At 61.6% G+C, this 18,106-nt stretch carries 16 protein-coding genes and 1 pseudogene; 9 read left to right on the forward strand and 8 right to left on the reverse strand.

The window, feature by feature from the left end; all coding sequences use genetic code 11:
• Positions 1 to 9 precede the first annotated feature (9 nt).
• From nuoM to ACLEJW_RS05840, 3 genes are all read left to right on the forward strand, one after another.
• Positions 10 to 1,542, forward strand: a complete 1,533-nt coding sequence (nuoM, locus tag ACLEJW_RS05830) for an NADH-quinone oxidoreductase subunit M (protein WP_145187573.1) — start codon at positions 10 to 12, stop codon at positions 1,540 to 1,542.
• 7 nt (positions 1,543 to 1,549) lie between these two features.
• Entirely contained in the window at positions 1,550 to 3,019 is a 1,470-nt protein-coding gene (gene nuoN / locus ACLEJW_RS05835; RefSeq protein ID WP_313296370.1) for an NADH-quinone oxidoreductase subunit NuoN, read from the forward strand.
• 206 nt (positions 3,020 to 3,225) lie between these two features.
• Positions 3,226 to 5,289, forward strand: coding sequence for a TonB-dependent receptor family protein (locus ACLEJW_RS05840; RefSeq protein WP_440777195.1), 2,064 nt, complete (start codon positions 3,226 to 3,228; stop codon positions 5,287 to 5,289).
• Positions 5,290 to 5,309: 20 nt separating this feature from the next.
• Here the strand turns inward: ACLEJW_RS05840 and ACLEJW_RS05845 are convergent, their stop codons facing one another.
• On the reverse strand, positions 5,310 to 6,374 hold the full coding sequence (locus ACLEJW_RS05845) for an AI-2E family transporter (RefSeq protein ID WP_440777196.1): 1,065 nt from the start codon (positions 6,372 to 6,374) through the stop codon (positions 5,310 to 5,312).
• A gap of 140 nt (positions 6,375 to 6,514) precedes the next feature.
• Here ACLEJW_RS05845 and trhP point away from each other — a divergent pair, with 140 nt between their 5' ends.
• The 3 genes from trhP to ACLEJW_RS05860 all read left to right on the forward strand — a co-directional run bounded on the left by trhP (position 6,515) and on the right by ACLEJW_RS05860 (position 9,479).
• A complete protein-coding gene (gene trhP, locus ACLEJW_RS05850; protein ID WP_440777197.1) occupies positions 6,515 to 7,849 on the forward strand; it encodes a prephenate-dependent tRNA uridine(34) hydroxylase TrhP in 1,335 nt (444 codons plus the stop codon).
• 90 nt (positions 7,850 to 7,939) lie between these two features.
• A complete protein-coding gene (locus tag ACLEJW_RS05855; protein WP_440777198.1) occupies positions 7,940 to 8,368 on the forward strand; it encodes a DUF411 domain-containing protein in 429 nt (142 codons plus the stop codon).
• Between the two features lie 112 nt (positions 8,369 to 8,480).
• A complete protein-coding gene (locus ACLEJW_RS05860; RefSeq protein ID WP_440777199.1) occupies positions 8,481 to 9,479 on the forward strand; it encodes an alpha/beta fold hydrolase in 999 nt (332 codons plus the stop codon).
• Between the two features lie 66 nt (positions 9,480 to 9,545).
• Here ACLEJW_RS05860 and ACLEJW_RS05865 read toward each other — a convergent pair whose 3' ends face one another.
• The 5 genes and pseudogenes from ACLEJW_RS05865 to ACLEJW_RS05885 form a co-directional block, all read right to left on the reverse strand.
• Entirely contained in the window at positions 9,546 to 10,694 is a 1,149-nt protein-coding gene (locus ACLEJW_RS05865) for a PQQ-dependent sugar dehydrogenase (protein WP_440777200.1), read from the reverse strand.
• A gap of 18 nt (positions 10,695 to 10,712) precedes the next feature.
• Positions 10,713 to 11,027, reverse strand: coding sequence for a hypothetical protein (locus tag ACLEJW_RS05870; protein ID WP_145187596.1), 315 nt, complete (start codon positions 11,025 to 11,027; stop codon positions 10,713 to 10,715).
• 137 nt (positions 11,028 to 11,164) lie between these two features.
• Positions 11,165 to 13,588: a TonB-dependent siderophore receptor gene (locus ACLEJW_RS05875; protein ID WP_440777201.1), complete on the reverse strand. Its 2,424-nt coding sequence runs from the start codon at positions 13,586 to 13,588 to the stop codon at positions 11,165 to 11,167.
• 131 nt (positions 13,589 to 13,719) lie between these two features.
• The gene (locus tag ACLEJW_RS05880; protein WP_440777202.1) at positions 13,720 to 14,595 is read right to left on the reverse strand and encodes a FecR family protein; all 876 of its coding nucleotides are present in this window, start codon (positions 14,593 to 14,595) and stop codon (positions 13,720 to 13,722) included.
• Between the two features lie 4 nt (positions 14,596 to 14,599).
• Positions 14,600 to 15,106: pseudogene (locus ACLEJW_RS05885) on the reverse strand (RNA polymerase sigma factor); the annotation flags it as partial.
• Between the two features lie 135 nt (positions 15,107 to 15,241).
• Between ACLEJW_RS05885 and ACLEJW_RS05890 the strand changes: the two are divergent.
• Positions 15,242 to 15,715: an LEA type 2 family protein gene (locus ACLEJW_RS05890; protein ID WP_409520943.1), complete on the forward strand. Its 474-nt coding sequence runs from the start codon at positions 15,242 to 15,244 to the stop codon at positions 15,713 to 15,715.
• Between the two features lie 15 nt (positions 15,716 to 15,730).
• Here ACLEJW_RS05890 and ACLEJW_RS05895 read toward each other — a convergent pair whose 3' ends face one another.
• Positions 15,731 to 15,994, reverse strand: a complete 264-nt coding sequence (locus ACLEJW_RS05895; protein ID WP_145187608.1) for a hypothetical protein — start codon at positions 15,992 to 15,994, stop codon at positions 15,731 to 15,733.
• A 125-nt stretch (positions 15,995 to 16,119) separates the two neighbouring features.
• Here ACLEJW_RS05895 and ACLEJW_RS05900 point away from each other — a divergent pair, with 125 nt between their 5' ends.
• Positions 16,120 to 16,440 carry a DUF883 family protein gene (locus ACLEJW_RS05900; RefSeq protein WP_145187611.1) on the forward strand — a complete coding sequence of 107 codons (321 nt, stop codon included), beginning with the start codon at positions 16,120 to 16,122 and terminating at the stop codon, positions 16,438 to 16,440.
• A 13-nt stretch (positions 16,441 to 16,453) separates the two neighbouring features.
• Here the strand turns inward: ACLEJW_RS05900 and ACLEJW_RS05905 are convergent, their stop codons facing one another.
• Positions 16,454 to 17,071 carry a tRNA-(ms[2]io[6]A)-hydroxylase gene (locus tag ACLEJW_RS05905; RefSeq protein ID WP_145187614.1) on the reverse strand — a complete coding sequence of 206 codons (618 nt, stop codon included), beginning with the start codon at positions 17,069 to 17,071 and terminating at the stop codon, positions 16,454 to 16,456.
• Positions 17,072 to 17,224: 153 nt separating this feature from the next.
• Between ACLEJW_RS05905 and ACLEJW_RS05910 the strand changes: the two genes are divergently transcribed.
• Positions 17,225 to 18,103, forward strand: a complete 879-nt coding sequence (locus ACLEJW_RS05910) for a universal stress protein (protein ID WP_440777203.1) — start codon at positions 17,225 to 17,227, stop codon at positions 18,101 to 18,103.
• Positions 18,104 to 18,106 lie beyond the last annotated feature (3 nt).

Below are 18,106 nucleotides of genomic sequence, written 5' to 3' on the forward strand. Positions count from 1 at the left end.
GAACCCGTCATGATTTTGCCTTGGCTGATCCTGATCCCCTTCATCGGCGGCTTCCTGTGCTGGCTGGGTGAACGCTTCGGCGCCACCTTGCCGCGCTGGATTGCGCTGCTGACCATGTCTCTGCTGCTCGGTATCGGCCTCTGGCTGTGGGGCACCGGTGACTACACCCTGGCCCCGGCACCGGGTGCCGAGCCTGCCTGGGCACTGGAATACAAAGTCCAGTGGATCCAGCGCTTCGGTATCAGCATCCACCTGGCCCTGGACGGCCTGTCGCTGCTGATGATCCTGCTCACCGGCCTGCTCGGTGTGCTGTCGGTGCTGTGCTCGTGGAAGGAAATCCAACGCCACGTCGGTTTCTTCCACCTCAACCTGATGTGGATCCTCGGCGGCGTGGTCGGGGTGTTCCTGGCCCTGGACCTGTTCCTGTTCTTCTTCTTCTGGGAAATGATGCTGGTGCCGATGTACTTCCTCATCGCGCTCTGGGGTCACAGCTCGGCAGACGGCAAGAAGACCCGGATCTACGCTGCGACCAAGTTCTTCATCTTCACCCAGGCCAGCGGCCTGATCATGTTGGTCGCGATCCTGGGCCTGGTGCTGGTCAACTACACCAACACTGGGGTGATCACCTTCAACTACAGCGACCTGCTCAAGGCCGAACTGCCAGCTGGCACCGAGTACCTGTTGATGCTCGGCTTCTTCATCGCCTTCGCGGTCAAGCTGCCGGTAGTACCGTTCCACTCCTGGCTGCCGGATGCCCACGCCCAGGCGCCGACCGCAGGTTCGGTGGACCTCGCCGGTATCCTGCTGAAGACGGCGGCCTATGGTCTGCTGCGTTTCGCCCTGCCGCTGTTCCCGAACGCCTCGGCCGAGTTTGCGCCGATCGCCATGACCTTGGGCCTGATCGGCATCTTCTACGGCGCTTTCCTGGCCTTCGCGCAGACCGACATCAAGCGCCTGATCGCGTTCTCCAGCGTCTCGCACATGGGCTTCGTGCTGATCGGCATCTACTCCGGCAGCCAGCAGGCCCTGCAAGGGGCGGTGATCCAGATGCTGGCCCACGGTCTGTCGGCGGCCGCGCTGTTCATCCTGTCCGGCCAGCTGTACGAGCGCCTGCACACCCGCGACATGCGCCAGATGGGCGGGCTGTGGCACCGCATCGCCTACCTGCCGGCCATCAGCCTGTTCTTTGCCGCAGCGTCGCTGGGCTTGCCGGGTACCGGCAACTTCGTTGGTGAGTTCCTGATTTTGCTCGGCAGCTTCGTGCACGTGCCGTGGATCACCGTGATCGCCACCACCGGTCTGGTATTCGGCTCGGTGTATTCGCTGATCATGATCCACCGCGCCTACTTCGGCCCTGCCAAGGCCGACACCGTACTGGCCGGCATGGACAGCCGCGAGCTGATCATGGTCCTGGGCCTGGCAGTGCTGCTGATTCTGCTGGGCGTGTACCCACAGCCGTTCCTCGATACCTCTGCCGCCACCATGAGTGGCGTGCAGCAGTGGCTCGGTTCCGCTTTCACTCAACTCGCTTCGGCCCGGTAAGAGCGCTATGGAATTCACCACTCAACACTTCATCGCATTGGCGCCGATGCTGATCACCACCATCACCACGGTGGTGGTGATGCTGGCGATCGCCTGGAAGCGCAACCACTCGCAGACCTTCCTGTTATCCACCGTGGGCCTGAACCTAGCCCTGCTGTCAATTCTGCCGGCCCTGAAAGTCGCACCGCTGGCGGTTACCTCGCTGGTCACCATCGACAAGTTCGCCTGCTTGTACATGGCGATCATGCTGGTAGCCACCCTGGCCTGCGTCACCTTGGCCCATGCTTACCTGGGCGAAGGTTCCAAAGGCTTCCCAGGCAACCGTGAAGAGCTCTATCTGCTGCTGCTGATGTCTGCCCTGGGCGGACTGGTGCTGGTCAGCGCCAACCACCTGGCCGGCTTGTTCATTGGCCTTGAGCTGCTGTCGGTGCCGGTCTATGGGCTGGTCGCCTATGCCTTCTTCAACAAGCGTTCGTTGGAGGCCGGCATCAAGTACATGGTGCTGTCGGCCGCAGGCTCGGCATTCTTGCTGTTCGGCATGGCGCTGTTGTACGCCGACGCCGGTAGCCTGACCTTCGACCAGCTGGGCAAAGCCTTGGCCGCGACCAGCATGCCAAGCCTGCTGGCGCAGCTGGGCCTGGGCATGATGCTGGTCGGCCTGGCGTTCAAACTGTCGCTGGTGCCGTTCCACCTGTGGACCCCGGACGTGTACGAAGGGGCCCCGGCGCCGGTGGCCGCTTTCCTGGCCACCGCCAGCAAGGTGGCGGTGTTCGCCGTTGTGGTGCGTTTGTTCATGCTCTCCCCTGCTGCCAGCAGCGGCGTGCTGAGCACCGTGCTGGCAGTGATCGCCGTGGCATCGATCCTGGTCGGTAACCTGCTGGCGCTGACCCAGAGCAACCTCAAGCGCCTGCTCGGTTACTCGTCGATCGCCCACTTCGGCTACCTGCTGATCGCGCTGGTGGCGAGTAAGGGCCTGGCCCTGGAAGCCATGGGCGTGTACCTGGTTACCTACGTGATCACCAGCCTCGGCGCATTCGGCGTCATCACCCTGATGTCTTCGCCTTACGGCGGGCGTGATGCTGACGCACTGTACGAGTACCGCGGGCTGTTCTGGCGCCGTCCGTACCTGACTGCCGTGCTGACCGTGATGATGCTGTCGCTGGCCGGTATCCCGCTCACCGCAGGCTTCATCGGCAAGTTCTACATCATCGCCACCGGTGTCGAATCGCAGCTGTGGTGGCTGGTCGGTGCCCTGGTGATCGGTAGCGCCATCGGCGTTTACTACTACCTGCGGGTCATGGTCACGCTGTACCTGGTCGAGCCAAACCTGCGTCGCCACGATGCTCCGCTGAAGTGGGAGCAACGTACCGGTGGTGTGATGCTGCTGGCCATTGCCCTGCTCGCATTCGTACTCGGCGTGTATCCGCAGCCGCTGCTGGACCTGGTGCAGCACGCCGGGCTGGCGCTGCTAGGCTAACGACGCTGGATAGAAAACACCCCGCACATGCGGGGTGTTTTTTTATCGGCGCTAATTCACGCTGCCCCAACCGCCCGTTGTAAAGACGCTGCCTACCGATCCGTGCAACTCCAGAACGGCAATAAAATGCCACCGCCTCGTGCTTTGGCGAGCCTATCGCGCGTCACAACGGCGTTACCCGTCTGCCTTGCGCCTGGAGTTGTACGATGCGTCCCGTTTTGCCCCCCTCGTCTTACCTGGGCTTGTTGGCCCTGTTCAGCATCGGCCAACCGGCCTTCGGCGCATCGGCCATCGAGCTAGGCCAGATGCTGATCACCGACGCGCAGCCAGACGAAATGGACGACGCCCGCGAGCGTCTGCGCAGCGTGCCGGGTGCTACCAACGTGGTGGATCTGCAGCAGGTCGAGCAAGGCCGGGTGGCGAGCAATCAGGACGTGCTGGCCTACCAGCCTGGGGTGTTCGCGCAGTCGGCCGGCAACGACGGTATCAAGCTGTCAATTCGCGGCTCAGGCATCAACCGCGCCCCCGGCGCCCATGGCTCGGGAGTCTACACGCTGTTCGACGGCCTGCCGCTGACCGGCCCCGGTGGCACTCCTTATGAATTGTTCGAGCCGCTGTGGCTCAGCCGCGCTGAGATCATGCGCGGCGCCAATGGCTTCGATGCAGGCGCCTTGGCCTTGGGCGGGGCGATCAACTATGTCACCCATACCGGTTACGATGCAGCACCTTTGCAACTGCGCTACGAAATAGGCAGCCGCGGTTACCAGCACCGCCATGTCAGCTCGGGCCAGGTGCTCGGCGACCTGGACTACTACGTGGCACTGACCGACTCGGAGTATGACGGCTACCAGCGCCACAGTAGCGGCAGCGCGAAAGGCGTCGCCGCCAACGTCGGCTATCGTTTCAATGCGAATGTGCAGACGCGGTTTTACCTGCGCTATCGGGAAACCGAGAACCAATTGGCCGGACGCCTGACCAAGGAGCAGATCAAGCACCACCCCCGCGCCGCCAACCCCGGTTACCTGTCACGCAACGACAGCCGCCCGCAGCCGGGCAGCACCTGGATTGGCAACAAGACAACCTTCTACCTTGCCGATGATGCGCGCCTGGAAGCCGGCCTGGTCTATCACGACTACCCCATGGACCTGCGCGAGGGCGCCATGCGCTTGAAGGTGGCCTACAGCGATGTCAGCGGCACCCTGAACTATCTGCGCCACGGTACCCTGTTCGGGCATCAGAGCAACACCACGGTTGGCTGGCGCACTACCAAACACCTGCCCAACAGCGGCGCCTCGCAATTTTCGCGGATCAACGATGTGGTCGGCGCGCGCAGCCGCGACTTTACCTACCAGGGCTCGGACACGGTAGTGCACGCCAGCAACGATCTTGAGCTGCTCCCAGACCTGTGGCTGACCACCGGACTGGCGATGATCTACACCCGGCGCGAAAGCGAGGTGACCTATCCGGCGAGCGGCGGCAGGGTCAGTCAGCATGACTGGGATTACGCACCGCGGCTGGGTATGCGCTATGACCTGCGCCCCGACCTGCAACTGTACGGCAACCTCAGCCGCTCGGTGGAACCGCCGCATCCCTGGTCGCTGGTGTGGAGCGCACCGGTCAGCAACCAGCCCATGAAGATGCGCAACCAGACCGCTACCACCCTGGAACTGGGCGCACGCGGCGACTCAGTGCTGGGCCGCTGGGACCTGGCCTGGTATTACGCGCAAGTGCGCCACGAGCTGCTCAATGTCGAAGTCGTGCAGGGCTTGCCGTTCAAGGAGTTCAACGCCAGCCCCACGGTGCATCAGGGTATCGAAGCCAGCCTGCAGAGCCTGCTCTGGGAGCGGCCGGGCACTGGCAAACTGAGCCTGCGCCAGGCGTATACCTTCAGCGACTTTCACTACCGCGACGACGACACGTTCGGCGATAACCGTCTGCCGGGCATCCCGGCGCACTACTATCAGGCCGAGCTGCGTTACGACTGGCCAAGCGGATTCTATGCCGCGGTCAACACCCAGATGGCGTCGAAAGTCCAGGTCGACTACGCCAACAGCTATCACGCCGACGCCTATGCAGTGCTCGGCGCCAAGTTGGGCTGGAACTCGCCCAAGCGCGATTGGCAGACCTGGCTGGACCTGCGCAACCTGACCAATCGACGCTATGCCGCTACGGTCACGCCGGGCTACGACGACGCTGGGCTGGACATTGCCCGCTCGACACCGGGCGAAGCCTTGGGTGTTTACGCCGGGGTCTCGTACAGTTTCCGCTGACCCCGGCACTGACTGGCGGGCTATTGCGGCAGTTGCACCTGCGGCTTGGTCGAGGCGAAGATGGCCCAACTGGAGAGGAACAAGGCGGCGATCAGCGGGCCGATGACGAAGCCGTTGAGGCCGAACACCGCCAGGCCGCCCAGGGTGGACACCAGGATCAGGTAGTCGGGCATGCGCGTGTCCTTGCCCACCAGGATCGGCCGCAGCAGGTTATCCACCAGGCCGATCACCAATACCCCGAATGCGGTCAGGATCACGCCAGGCAGAATCGTCCCCGTCAGCAGGAAATAAGCGGCCACTGGCGCCCAGATGATGCCTGCACCTACCGCAGGCAACAGCGACAGAAACGCCATCAGAACCGCCCACACCAACGCGCTCGGGATGCCTAGCACCCAGAATATGAACCCGCCCAGCGCACCCTGGGTGATGGCTACTAGCACGTTGCCTTTGACGGTCGCCCGCACCACACGGTTGAACTTCAGTTGCAGGCGGCGCTTTTGCTGTTCAGGCAGCGGCACTGCCATACGCACCTTGCGTGCGACCTCCGCGCCCTCGCGCAGGAAGAAGAACAGCAGGTACATCATGATGCCGAAGCTCACCAGAAATTCGAATGTGCCCTGGCCGAAGCTGAACGCTTGGCTGGCGAGGACCTGGCTGCCCTGGGTCGCCCACTTGGTGATCTTGTCGCGCAGCCCATCGAGATTGCCCATGCCCATGTTGTCCAGCCATTGCTGGGCGAACGCCGGGAGCATGTTCTTGCCTTGTTCGACGTAGCCGGCGATGTCCAGCTGGCCGCTCTCGATACGTTGGTACAGGGAGGCGCCTTCTTGCACCAGCAAGGCACTGGTGACGATCACCGGCAATACCGCGACCAGCAGGCACACCAGCAACGTAGTCGCCGCGGCAAGGTTGCGGCGGCGGCCAAAACGGATCAAGAGACTGCGCTGCAACGGCGCGAACAGGATGCCGAGGATCACCGCCCAGAAGATGGCGCCGTAATACGGCAGCAGGATCCAGACGAAGGCGATGCTCACCAGCGTCAGGAGTACTGCCAAGGCTTTGTTTTGCAGGGCGTCTTGATTCATGGCCGGTCCTCAGGGGTAGTGGTTATTAGTGCACACCACCTGAGCAAAAGTGCCACCGGCTGCTTGATTCAAATCAATACGGTTCCATCATCTTGCCATTAGCATCCGCGGCTTTGCCCCGGTGTGCCATGAAGTGTGCGATGAACCATCCTGCCAAACCCGAATTGCTGGCTCCCGCCGGCAGTCTCAAGACCCTGCGCTATGCCTTCGCCTACGGCGCCGATGCGGTCTATGCCGGCCAACCTCGTTACAGCTTGCGCGTGCGCAACAATGAATTCGACCATGCCAACCTGGCACTTGGCATTGCCGAGGCGCACGCGCTGGGCAAGCGTTTCTACGTCGTGGTCAACATCGCCCCGCACAATGCCAAGCTGCAGACATTTCTCAAGGACCTGGCGCCGGTCATCGACATGAGGCCTGACGCACTGATCATGTCCGATCCGGGCTTGATCATGCTGGTGCGCGAGCATTTCCCGCAGATGCCGATCCATCTGTCGGTGCAGGCCAACACCGTCAACTGGGCGAGCGTGGCGTTCTGGCAGCAGCAGGGGCTGAGTCGGGTGATCCTCTCGCGCGAATTGTCGCTCGAGGAAATCGAGCAGATCCGTCAGCATGTGCCGGACATGGAGCTTGAAGTGTTCGTCCACGGCGCCTTGTGCATGGCCTATTCCGGTCGCTGCCTGCTGTCGGGCTACTTGAACCGTCGCGACGCCAATCAGGGCACCTGCACCAATGCCTGTCGCTGGCAATACCAGGCCGCGCCTGCCCGAGAGACTGCGTCTGGCGACATCGTGCGGGAAATTCAACCGACCTTGGGCCAGGGCGCGCCGACCGAGCAGCTGTTCGTGCTGCAGGAAAGCAATCGACCTGGCAGCGAGATGCCTGCTTTCGAGGACGAGCATGGCACCTACATCATGAACGCCAAGGACTTGCGCGCTGTCCAGCATGTCGAACGGCTTGCCGCCATGGGCGTGCACTCGTTGAAAATCGAGGGCCGCACCAAGAGCCATTTCTATTGCGCACGCACGGTCCAGTGCTACCGCCAGGCCATCGATGACGCCGCTGCCGGCCGGCCCTTCGACCTCAGCCTGATGGACAACCTCGAATCGCTGGCCCAACGCGGCTACACCGAAGGGTTCCTGCGTCGCCATGTGCATGATGAATACCAGAACTACCTACGCGGCAATTCCGTTTCCGAGCGCCAGCAGTTTGTCGGTGAGCTGACTGGCGTACGACTGAACGGCCTGGCCGAGGTCAAGGTGAAGAATCGCTTCGCTCTTGGCGATCATCTCGAACTGATGACCCCACGCGGTAATTACCATTTCGACCTGCACCAGCTGTTCGACGGCGAGCAGCGTAGATTGGCGCTCGCCCCTGGGGATGGCCATGTGGTTTATCTGCCGGTGCCGGAACAGGTTGCGCTAGAGTATGGGCTGCTGATGCGCGACGTACGCGGCGACCATCAGCCTGCCTGACAGCACGGTAATCCAGGCCTCAGCGTGCTGACAGGTTCGAACGCTGAGAATGACAGGTCGGCACAAGGTGCCTATGTGAGGAATCTGAACATGTTCGGTAAACACTTGATCGCCATCGGCCTGCTGGCCATCAGCGGCCTGGTCCAGGCCAGTGACGTCATCGACGTCTATCGCGACCCTAACTGCGGCTGCTGCAAGGCGTGGATCGCGCACCTGCGTGACAACGGTTTCACCGTCAACGACCATGTCGAGCCGAACATGAGCGCGGTCAAGCAGCGTCTGGGCGTGGCACCGCAGTTGGCGTCCTGTCACACCGGGGTAATCGATGGCAAGTTCGTCGAAGGCCACGTGCCAGCCGAGCAAGTCCGCCTGCTGGCCCAGCGCGACGACCTCAAAGGCCTGGCAGTGCCGGGCATGCCGGTGGGTTCGCCAGGTATGGAAATGGGTGATCGCAAGGATGCTTACCAGGTCATCGGCATCTCCCCGGGCGGTGAGCAAATGGTGCTCGCTGACTACTGACTGGCCCAGCGCGGCTATGGGCTTCACGGCTGGTAACACCTTTGCAGGTTCAGGGAAGGCGACTGGCTGTTAAAGTCGCTTTTTCCTACATGGTCCTACATGGAGTGCCCCCATGCTGCGCGCAACCGCCCTCGCCTTGACCTGCCTGCTCGGCGCCCCGGCCATCGCCGCCGAGTCGCCCACCTACGGCAAGCAACTCGAGGGTTTCACCTACCCTCACCCGCTCAAGCATTTCGACTTTCAGTCCCAAGGCCAAGCGCTGCAGATGGGCTACATGGACGTCCCCGCCAAAAGCCAGGCCAATGGTCGCAGCGTGGTGCTGATGCATGGCAAGAACTTCTGCGCAGCCACGTGGGAAACCACTATCGATGCCCTGAGTCAGGCAGGCTTTCGCGTGATTGCGCTGGATCAGATCGGCTTCTGCACCTCCAGTAAGCCAGCCGCCTATCAGTACAGCTTCCAGCAATTGGCCGTGAACACCCACGCCCTGCTCGAGCATCTGGGCATCACCCAATCCATTGTGCTCGGGCACTCCACCGGCGGCATGCTGGCTACCCGTTATGCGCTGATGTACCCGCAGCAGGTCGAACGCCTGGCGATGGTCAATCCGATTGGCCTGGAGGACTGGAAAGCGCTCGGCGTACCGTACCGGACTGTCGATCAATGGTATGCCCGCGAGCTCAAGCTCGACGCCGACGGCGTGCGCGAGTATGAACGCAAGACTTACTACGCCGGGCGCTGGAAGCCCGAGTACGAGCGCTGGGTACAGATGCTGGTGGGGCTGAACAAGGGCCCAGGGCATGAGTCGGTGGCGTGGAATTCGGCGCTTATCTACGACATGATTTTCACCCAGCCGGTGTATCACGAATTCAAGGACCTGCAGATGCCGACGTTGCTGCTGATCGGTGACCAGGACAGCACCGCCATTGGCAGCGATATCGCGCCTGCCGAGGTGAAGGCGAAACTAGGTAAGTATCAACAGTTGGGCCCACAAGTGGCCAAGATGATTCCCCAAGGGGAATTGATCACCTTCGAGGGCATGGGCCACGCCCCGCAGATCGAGGAGCCGCGGCGGTTCAACCGTACGTTGGTCGAGTGGCTCGGACGCTGATCGTCCTCACCCGTGCAGGCAACGGCCCGACGAATCGGGCCCTTGCCATGTTCACGGTCGACGTCCCTATTCCTTGCTCAAGCCGACCTTCAGCAGTTGCCCATCCTTGTCATCGGTAAGCACATACACGTAGCCATCCGGGCCGACCCGTACATCGCGAATGCGCGCTTTCAGGTCACCGAGCAGGCGTTCTTCGTGAACGATCTTGTCGCCATCGAGTTGCAGACGAATCAGCTCCTCAGTGGCCAGGGCGCCGATGAACAGGTTGTGATCCCAGGCCTTGAACATCGGACTGTCATAGAACGCCATACCGCTTATGCCGGGTGATTTCTCCCAGACATGATGCGGGTCGACCATGCCCTGCACGTGCTTGCCCTTGGCTTCGGGGATCGGCAGCATCGAGTAGTTGATGCCATGGGTGGCGATCGGCCAACCATAGTTCTTGCCAGCCGTCGGGATATTGATCTCGTCACCGCCGCGCGGACCATGCTCGTGAGTCCAGAGCTTTCCGGTCCATGGGTTTAGCGCTGCGCCCTGCTGATTGCGGTGGCCAAACGACCAGATTTCCGGGCGAACATTCTTCTGGCCAACGAACGGATTATCCTTGGGCACTTCGCCATCAGGCAGAATTCTCACCACCTTGCCTTGCAGCTTGTCGAGATCCTGGGCGGTCGACCGCTGGTTGTTCTCGCCCAAGGCGATGAACAGGTAGCCGTCTCGGTCGAACACCAACCGCGAACCAAAATGGTTGCCCTCCGACAGCTTGGGTTGCTGACGGAAGATCACCTGAAAGTTCTCGAGGCGCGCGCGGTCCTCGGACAGTTGGCCACGGCCGACCGCCGTGCCGGCCTTGCCATCGCTGCCCTCCTCGGCAAACGACAGATACACCGTGCGGTCCCTGTTGAACTCAGGCGACAGCACTACGTCGAGCAAGCCACCTTGGCCTTCTGCCCAGACCTTCGGCACGCCGGTAATCGCGGGGCCAACCTTGCCTTCGGCATTGACGATGCGCAGGTTGCCGATCCGCTCGGTGACCAGCATGTCCCTGCCACCTGGCAAAAATGCCAAGGCCCAGGGATTGCGCAGGCCGTCGGCGACGGTACTGACCGTCAACTGACCTTCCTCACTGGGAAATTGCTGCTCGGGCGCAGCATGGGCGATCAACGGCAGCAGCGCCGCAGCGGTCAAGGACATCAGCCAATTGCTTCGGGTCATGCAGGATTCCTTTCTGGGTCAGGGCGCGCGCGGGCGTTCACGCGCAGGCCGCGTGGGTTCGAGGTTGGGGGCCTGCTGCTGGCGGCGCAGGTTATCGCCGTTGCCGATACCGCGGTTGTCCAGGCTTGGAGTGCGGTATATCGGTTCGGTTGAGGGCCCGCGCACGGGCGGTGCAGCAGGCACGCTGCCTTGCCGACTGTTGGGATTGGCGCGCTGAATGGGGCTGTTGTAAGGGTTGTTGCTGCCGGCGCCAGGCTGCACGGACTGGGCAAACACAGGGGCCGGCAGGCACAGGGTGAAGCCAAGCATGATGGTTGGCACTGTAAGTTTCATGCTTTACCCCCCGTAAGAAACTGCGCGCTTGATGGTTTGAAAGCCTAATGCGCCAAGGGTTCGTTACAAAAGCATGAATGCGATTCCTGATGTTTCAGAAGATGGCGACCCAGACGGTCGCCATTTGCGCCTGTGGATCAGTAACTCAGGCTCCAGCTCAGCGTGTAGGTGCGCCCGCGCCCTTGGTAGTCGTACAGGTAGGCCGGGCCATACGTGGGCGCATAGAAGAGCGTCGCGCGTTGTCCCCAAACCGTGCTGTATTGCTTGTCCAGCAAATTCTGAATGCCCGCGCTGAAGGTGCCAAAGCCGGTATCCTGGCTGGCCAGCAGGTCGAAGGTGGTATAGCCATCGATTTCGTGGTCAGCGTCGTCTTCGAGGCTGAAGGCATGGTTGCCCTGTAACCGCGCACTGCGCCCATCGCCCTTCCAACCGACGAACGCGGTGGCCTTGGACAAAGACGCATAACGGGCATCGCGCTTGATCCAGCCGCCGCCGCTGTCTTCTTCTTCCGATCGGGTCAGGTGCAAGGTGCCGCCGGCTTCCCAGCCGCTTTGAAATTGCCGAGTGAGCGCGCCTTCGAAGCCGAAATCGCGGCTCTTTTGATCTTCGACGTTGATGGTCAGCGTTTGCGAATCGACATTGATGATCTTGTCCGACCAGATGTAATACAGCGCGGCCTGCGCATTCCAGTCCACATCGGCATAGCGCCAACCCAATTCGACCTGGCGGCTCTTGATACCGGTCAACGGGTTATCGGCCACGCTCAGGCCAGGCTTGCCGTAGTACTTGGCCGGGTCAGGCAGGTCGAACCCTTCACCGTAGTTGCTCCACAGTTGATGGCCGTTGTTGAAGTCGTAGATGGCACCGAGGTTGTACAGGTTGACCTGGTAATCGTTGCTGCCGCCGGGCACGCCTTTGAAATCACTGACATCCACGTCCATCTGCTGGCGTCGCGCGCCACCAGACAGGGTCAGGTTATCGGTGGCATGCCAATCGACCTGGCCATAGACCGAGATACCGTCGACCCGGTAACTGGGATAGCGGGGTGCCTTGCTCTGCTTATCGAGGTCCAGGCCACCGCTCTGGGATGAAACCTGCGCGTCGAAGGTGGTCTGCTCGGCGTTGAAGCGTTCGCGATCAAGATCGACACCGTAGGTCAGTTTCAGCGTGTCCCATTGCTTGGCAAACAGGCCCTTGAGGCTACTGACCTCGAAGTTCTGCTGCGAGGCCGCGAAATACACGCCACGCGCGCCCACCGGTGTAGCCCGGTTGTAATAGGGAAATGGGTAGAAGTTGTCCGCTTCCTTGCGATAAGAGGCCTGCAGGTAAAAGTCCTGGCCGAGCACATCGCTGTGGTGATAGTTGGCATTGAGCAGCACACGCCGGGTGCGCGGCTCGAGGCCCGCGGAGTAGCCGCTGCGCAACTGCGCATCCTCAAGGTCCGAGGGGGCATTGTGAGCCAGGTTGGGAAAGTAGATGCCGGTGCTACCGTGGTTACCGGAATCGTAGTACTGGGCCAGCAGATCGAGGTTCTGTTGATCGTCGAGCTTCAGCCCCAGGCTACCCAGCACGTCGATGGTGCGGTTGTATTGCAGGTCGGTCTGGGTGTTATCAATGAAGATCTGCTCACCGGCACCGTCGTAGAACGCCTCGTTCTCCTCACTGGAGATGCCCAGCCGCGCATTGACCCGATCGTTGCCCGTACTGACCGACTGGGCGAAACGCGTGGCCAGGTCGTCGCTGTTGTTGAAGCCGCTGCTGGCGCCCAGTTGGGTTTCGAAGCGCACCGGCCCCGGCTCACCTTTCTTGGTGACGATATTGATGATGCCGCCCGTGGCGCCGCCGCCATAGATGGCGCTTGCGCCTGACAGCACCTCGACGCGCTCGACATTGAACGGCGAGATGCTGTCGAACTGCCGTGACAGGCCGCGCGAGCTGTTTTGACTGACGCCATCGATCATCACCAGGACATTGCGACCACGCATGTTCTGGCCATAGTTGGTGCGCCCCTCCGGGGCCAGGTCGAGGCCTGGCACCAGCTTGCCGATCGCCTCCTTGAGGCTGACGCCGCTGTCGATCTGCTCGCGCAACTGCTGCTGATCGACCACCCATACGGTGCCAGGAATCTCGCTGATGGCTGTGCTGGTACGGGATGCGACGCTGACTTCGATGGCCTTTAGGGTCACCGCCTGCGCTGCTGGTTCGGCCTTGCGCAGGGTCACCGTTCGCGCATCGTTGAACTGCCAAGCCACACCGCTCCCAGCCAACAGCAGGTCAAGCGCCTGTTCGAGCGTATAACTGCCCTGTAGCGCCGGGCTGCTCATGCCGGCGACATCCTCGGTGGTGTACAGCAGGTGCAAAGCGGACTGGTCGGCGAATGTGGTGAGGGCCTGGTCCAATGCCTGGGCAGGGACGTCGAGCTGAACCTGGCGGCTTTGCGAGTAGGCCTGCGCAGCAGTCGCTGCCCATGTGGGCAGCGGCCCGGTGAACAAGGCCAGCGCTGTGCAGGAAATCAAGGCATGTTGAAAACGAGGGTTGCGGCGCGGTGTGAGCTTGGACATGAGAGGCACGGGGAAGCTTCCAGATGAATCGTGAATGAGAATGGGTGGCAGAACCAGTCCCACTACGACGATCCGGGCTGCAGGAACTTGCAGCAGTTACCTTAAAAAAAATCTGATAATCAGTCGACGGCTCAATGCACCACAGCCAGCCACGGCAGATAGGTGACCTCCAGACCATAGCGCTGCTCGAGGGTACGCAGCAGCGCCTGGGGCTCGTTCAGGTCAAACACACCACTGACCTGGAGCGCCGCCAGCCTGGGGTCGGACAACACAATGCGGCCATGCTGATAGCGCTCGAGCTCGGTCAGGACCTGGCCCAACGGTTTGCCATTGAAAATCAGTTTGCCGCGCCGCCAAGCCATGCGCGCGGTGGCGTCGCGGGTGACCGCCAGGGGTTGTTCAGCACGGCGAAGCTCACCCTGGGCCAACACCACTTCGCCATTGTCGCGCACGCTGAAGGTCGCCGCCCTGCCCTGCACGGTTACGTGGGCAGTCTGCACCACGAAAGGCCGAGAATCATCGGTTGTCTCGAACAGCGCCTCGCCGGCCTGCAGTCTGATCCGCCGCTCGCTGCCTGTGAACATCACGTCCAGGGCTGTGGCGCTGTTGAGCGTCACCCGCGATCCATCGGCCAAGGTGAGGGTCTGCAACTGTCCCACACCGGTGTGATAATCCGCTGTCCACACCGGCAGACGCTGCATGCCGGTCAATCCGGCGATGGCCAGCAGCAGGCAGGCGGCGATTCCAACTGCCCAGCGCCGGGAATGACGGGGCACGGACCCGGGTTGGAGCGTGCGCGCGCTTTGGGTATGTCCAAGCGCCTGCCACAACGCTTCGGCCTCTTCGGCGGCAGCGGCGTGCGCCTGGCTCAGCAGGCACCAGCGCTCATAGCGCGCCCGATCCTGGGGGGTGGCGTTGCCCGAGTGCAGCAGCACCTGCCAGTCGAGGGCATCGTCGGACACATCGGTAAACGGCTGGGGCGAAGGCATAGGCGCGGTGTCAGTCATGGTTGTGCTTGAGCCAGTCGCGGCAGTGGCGCAAGGCCTGGCCGATGTATTTTGCCACCATGCTTTCAGAAACGCCCAGGCGTTTGGCTATCTGCGCCTGGGTCAGGCCTTCTACCCGGTTGAGCAGCAGTGCCTGACGGGCGTTGCTGGAAAGCTGCAGCAGCGCTTGGTCGAGTATCTGCAGGCGTTCGCGTGCAAGCAGTGTCGCTTCCGGAGCGGGAGCCGGGCATGCCAGCTCGCTCGCGCCTTCGCTGGCTTCGTGACTGGCAGCGAGGCGCTGATCGCGGCGTAATGCGTCGATTGCCAGATTGCCGGCCACCGTGAAGATGAAGCTGCGCGCATGCCGCACGGCCAATTCACCCTGGTCGACCTTGAGGAGTTTCAGGTACGTTTCCTGTGCTACATCAGCCGCGCGCTGGCGATCGTTCATGCGCCGCGTCAGAAACTGCAACAGGTCGTCGTAATGCTCCTGAAAACTTGCCAGCAAACCGGACACGGGGGACGTCAGCATGGTGTGGATGGACTGCCAGTGGGAGGAGTTATCGGGCGTTAATGAGAAACAGTATCTTTCATAACGCCTGACACTTTCAACGGCGCTGTGCATTTGCCACACTGGCGCCCTGATCAAAGAGTAAGGTTGACCTCCATGCTTTTGCGCTGCGCCCGTTTATGGCTGTTGTTGACGATGTTAGGCATCCTCAGTGCATGTGCAGTGCTGCAGCCTGGGGATCCGCTCAACATCAGCGTCATCGGCTTCGAACCGCTGCCGAGCGAAGCGCTGGAGATGCGCATGGCGATCAAGCTGAGGGTGCAGAATCCCAACGAAAATGCCATCGACTACGACGGTGTCGCACTCAACCTGGAGGTCAATGGTCAGCCATTGGCAGCGGGTGTCAGTGACCGGCAGGGCCGTATCGCGCGTTATGACGAAGCAGTCATCGTGGTTCCGGTGAGCATCACCGCATTTGCCTTCCTGCGCCAGGCCTATGGCCTGGGCAAGCTGCAAACCCTGCAAGGTATGCCCTACAGGCTACGCGGCAAGCTTGCGGGAGGGCTGTTCGGCACGGTGCGCTTTACCGATGAAGGTAAACTCGACCTGCCTGAAGACGGCAGTCTTTAGGGCCGAACGCCAGGCTCAACGGCCCGCCGTGGCCGCCGCCATCATCTTGTTCACTTCGCTGCGCACCATGCTGGCGTATTCGGGCGGCGTCATGGCGTCGAGTTCGGCGCGCACCCACTCTGCCCACTTGCCCTTGCGCCGGGGCTTTTCGGCAATCAGTCGGGCGGCCTCGCCTTTGGCCTTGCCCAGGTTGTTCTGCCACAGCTCGAACAGCCGGGCTTTCTCTGCCTCGATCTGGGCACGCTCTTCGAAGCTCAGGTTGGCCAGATTGAAACTCATGCAAATACCTGCCAGTTGAAATGACCGCTATCTTACCGCAGCCGCGAAGCACTACCAAAACCAACGCAACTTTATTGGCGCGACGGCATCCATTGTTCAAACTACTCAGCGACGAGGACGCCTTCATGGCCCGCAAACCCCTGCCACATACTGATGCCGATCAGATCAAGGATCAGGTCTTCAGCGAGCTGCAAGCACTGATCGAGGAATCTGAAAAACTCCTGAGCCAAAGCGTCACACTGGTCGGCGAAGAGGCCGAGACCTTGCGCGCTCAGGTCGGCCAGAAATTGCGTCAAGCGCGTCAGGCTGCGGGCCAGCTGCGCGCCAAGGCACAACCCATGGTGCATGCAACCGAGGATTACATCGGTGGCCATCCCTGGCAGACCGTTGCCATCTCGGCGGGGCTGGGACTGGTTGTCGGCTTGCTCCTAGGTCGTCGCGACTAGCCGCGGTGGTGCTTCAAACGGCCTGCGCCATGGGGATACCGCTGTGAAAGCGCAGCTCTTGATCGGCTGACTGGATCAGCTCGGTTTCCGCTTCGCGCACCTGTTCGATGCGACGAGCGATGTCCGCCTCGTCGCCGTACTGATGGGCGAGCTTCAGGTAGCCTTGGTAATGACGGGCTTCGCTCTTGAGCAAGCCGTGATAGAACGTCCCCAGTTCAGCGTCAAGGTGCGGGACCAGAGCAGCGAAGCGCTCGCAGCTTCTGGCTTCGATGAATGCCCCTACCACCAGGGTGTCGACCAGCTTCACTGGCTCGTGCGCCCGAACCAACCGGCGCAGGCCCGAGGCATAGCGCCCCGCCGACACTGGGCGTAAAGGTATGCCACGGCGCTTCATCAGCCGTAGCACCTGTTCGTGATGCACCAGCTCTTCGCGCGCCAGGCGCGACATCATGTTGATCAGGTCCAGATGGGTGTTGTACTTGGCCATCAGGCTCAACGCTGTGCTGGCTGCCTTGAATTCGCAATTCTTGTGGTCGATCAACAGAGTTTCCTGGTCGGCGAGCGCTGCCTCGATCCAAGCATGGGGCGTCGGGCAGCCGAGGAAAGCATCGATTTCGGGAATCAGGGACATAGGCGAGCAATCACACTGGACGATCAGGACGGGCGATTATACCGGGGTCGCGGTGTAGCGCCAGCGACGATGGGTGATGTGCGTCAAGCAGCTAAGTGTGAGGTGCCTACTATAGTCAGGTATCGGTCGCCACTCTCAAGGGAGCAAATGCCCATGCAAGCCGTTCGCAGCATCCTGGTCGTTCTCGACCCCGATCACGCCCATAGCCGTGCGTTGACCCGCGCCAAGCTCATTGCCGGCGTGACCGGGGCGCGCCTGCACTTGTTGATGTGCGACAAGAAGCGGGACCACGGTGAGCTACTGACCCGATTGGCCAGCCAGTTGGGCGACGATGGCTATGACAATGTCACCCATGAGCAAACCTGGCGTGACACGCTGCACGAATCGATCATTGCTGTACAACAGGCTGAAGGTTGTGAGTTGGTGGTCAAGGAGCATCGGCCCGACAACCCTCTGCGCAAGGCATTGCTGACGCCGAGTGACTGGAAGCTGTTGCGTCATTGCCCATGTGCGGTACTCATGGTCAAAAGCGAACGACCCTGGAGCGGTGGGGTGATCCTTGCCGCCGTGGATGTCGGCAATCAAGACACGGATCATCGCCGTCTGCATGCCAGCATCATCGACCATGGCTACGCCATCGCTGGGCTGGCCAAGTCAGCGCTGCACGTGATTAGCGCACATCCTTCGCCGATGCTGTCAGCGTCTGATCCAACTTACCAGCGCAGTGAAACCATCGAACAGCGTTACCGTGACGCCTGCCGTGCGTTTCAAGCCGAATTCGATATCAGCGAGGATCGCTTGCACATCGCCGAGGGGCCAGCGGACGTTCTGATTCCGCATTTCGAGAAACAACTCGATGCGGTGGTCACGGTGATCGGCACAGTGGCCCGCACCGGTATTTCCGGAGCGCTGATTGGCAATACCGCTGAAGTCGTGCTTGATGCCTTGCTCGGCGATGTGCTGGTGCTGAAGAGCGAAGAGGCAACCGCGCATCTGGCCGGCTTGGCCCAGGCCGCAAACTTCTCTCGGTGAGGA

It is taken from the genome of Pseudomonas sp. SMSB3 (genome assembly GCF_052041965.1).
Classification (GTDB): Bacteria; Pseudomonadota; Gammaproteobacteria; order Pseudomonadales; family Pseudomonadaceae; genus Aquipseudomonas.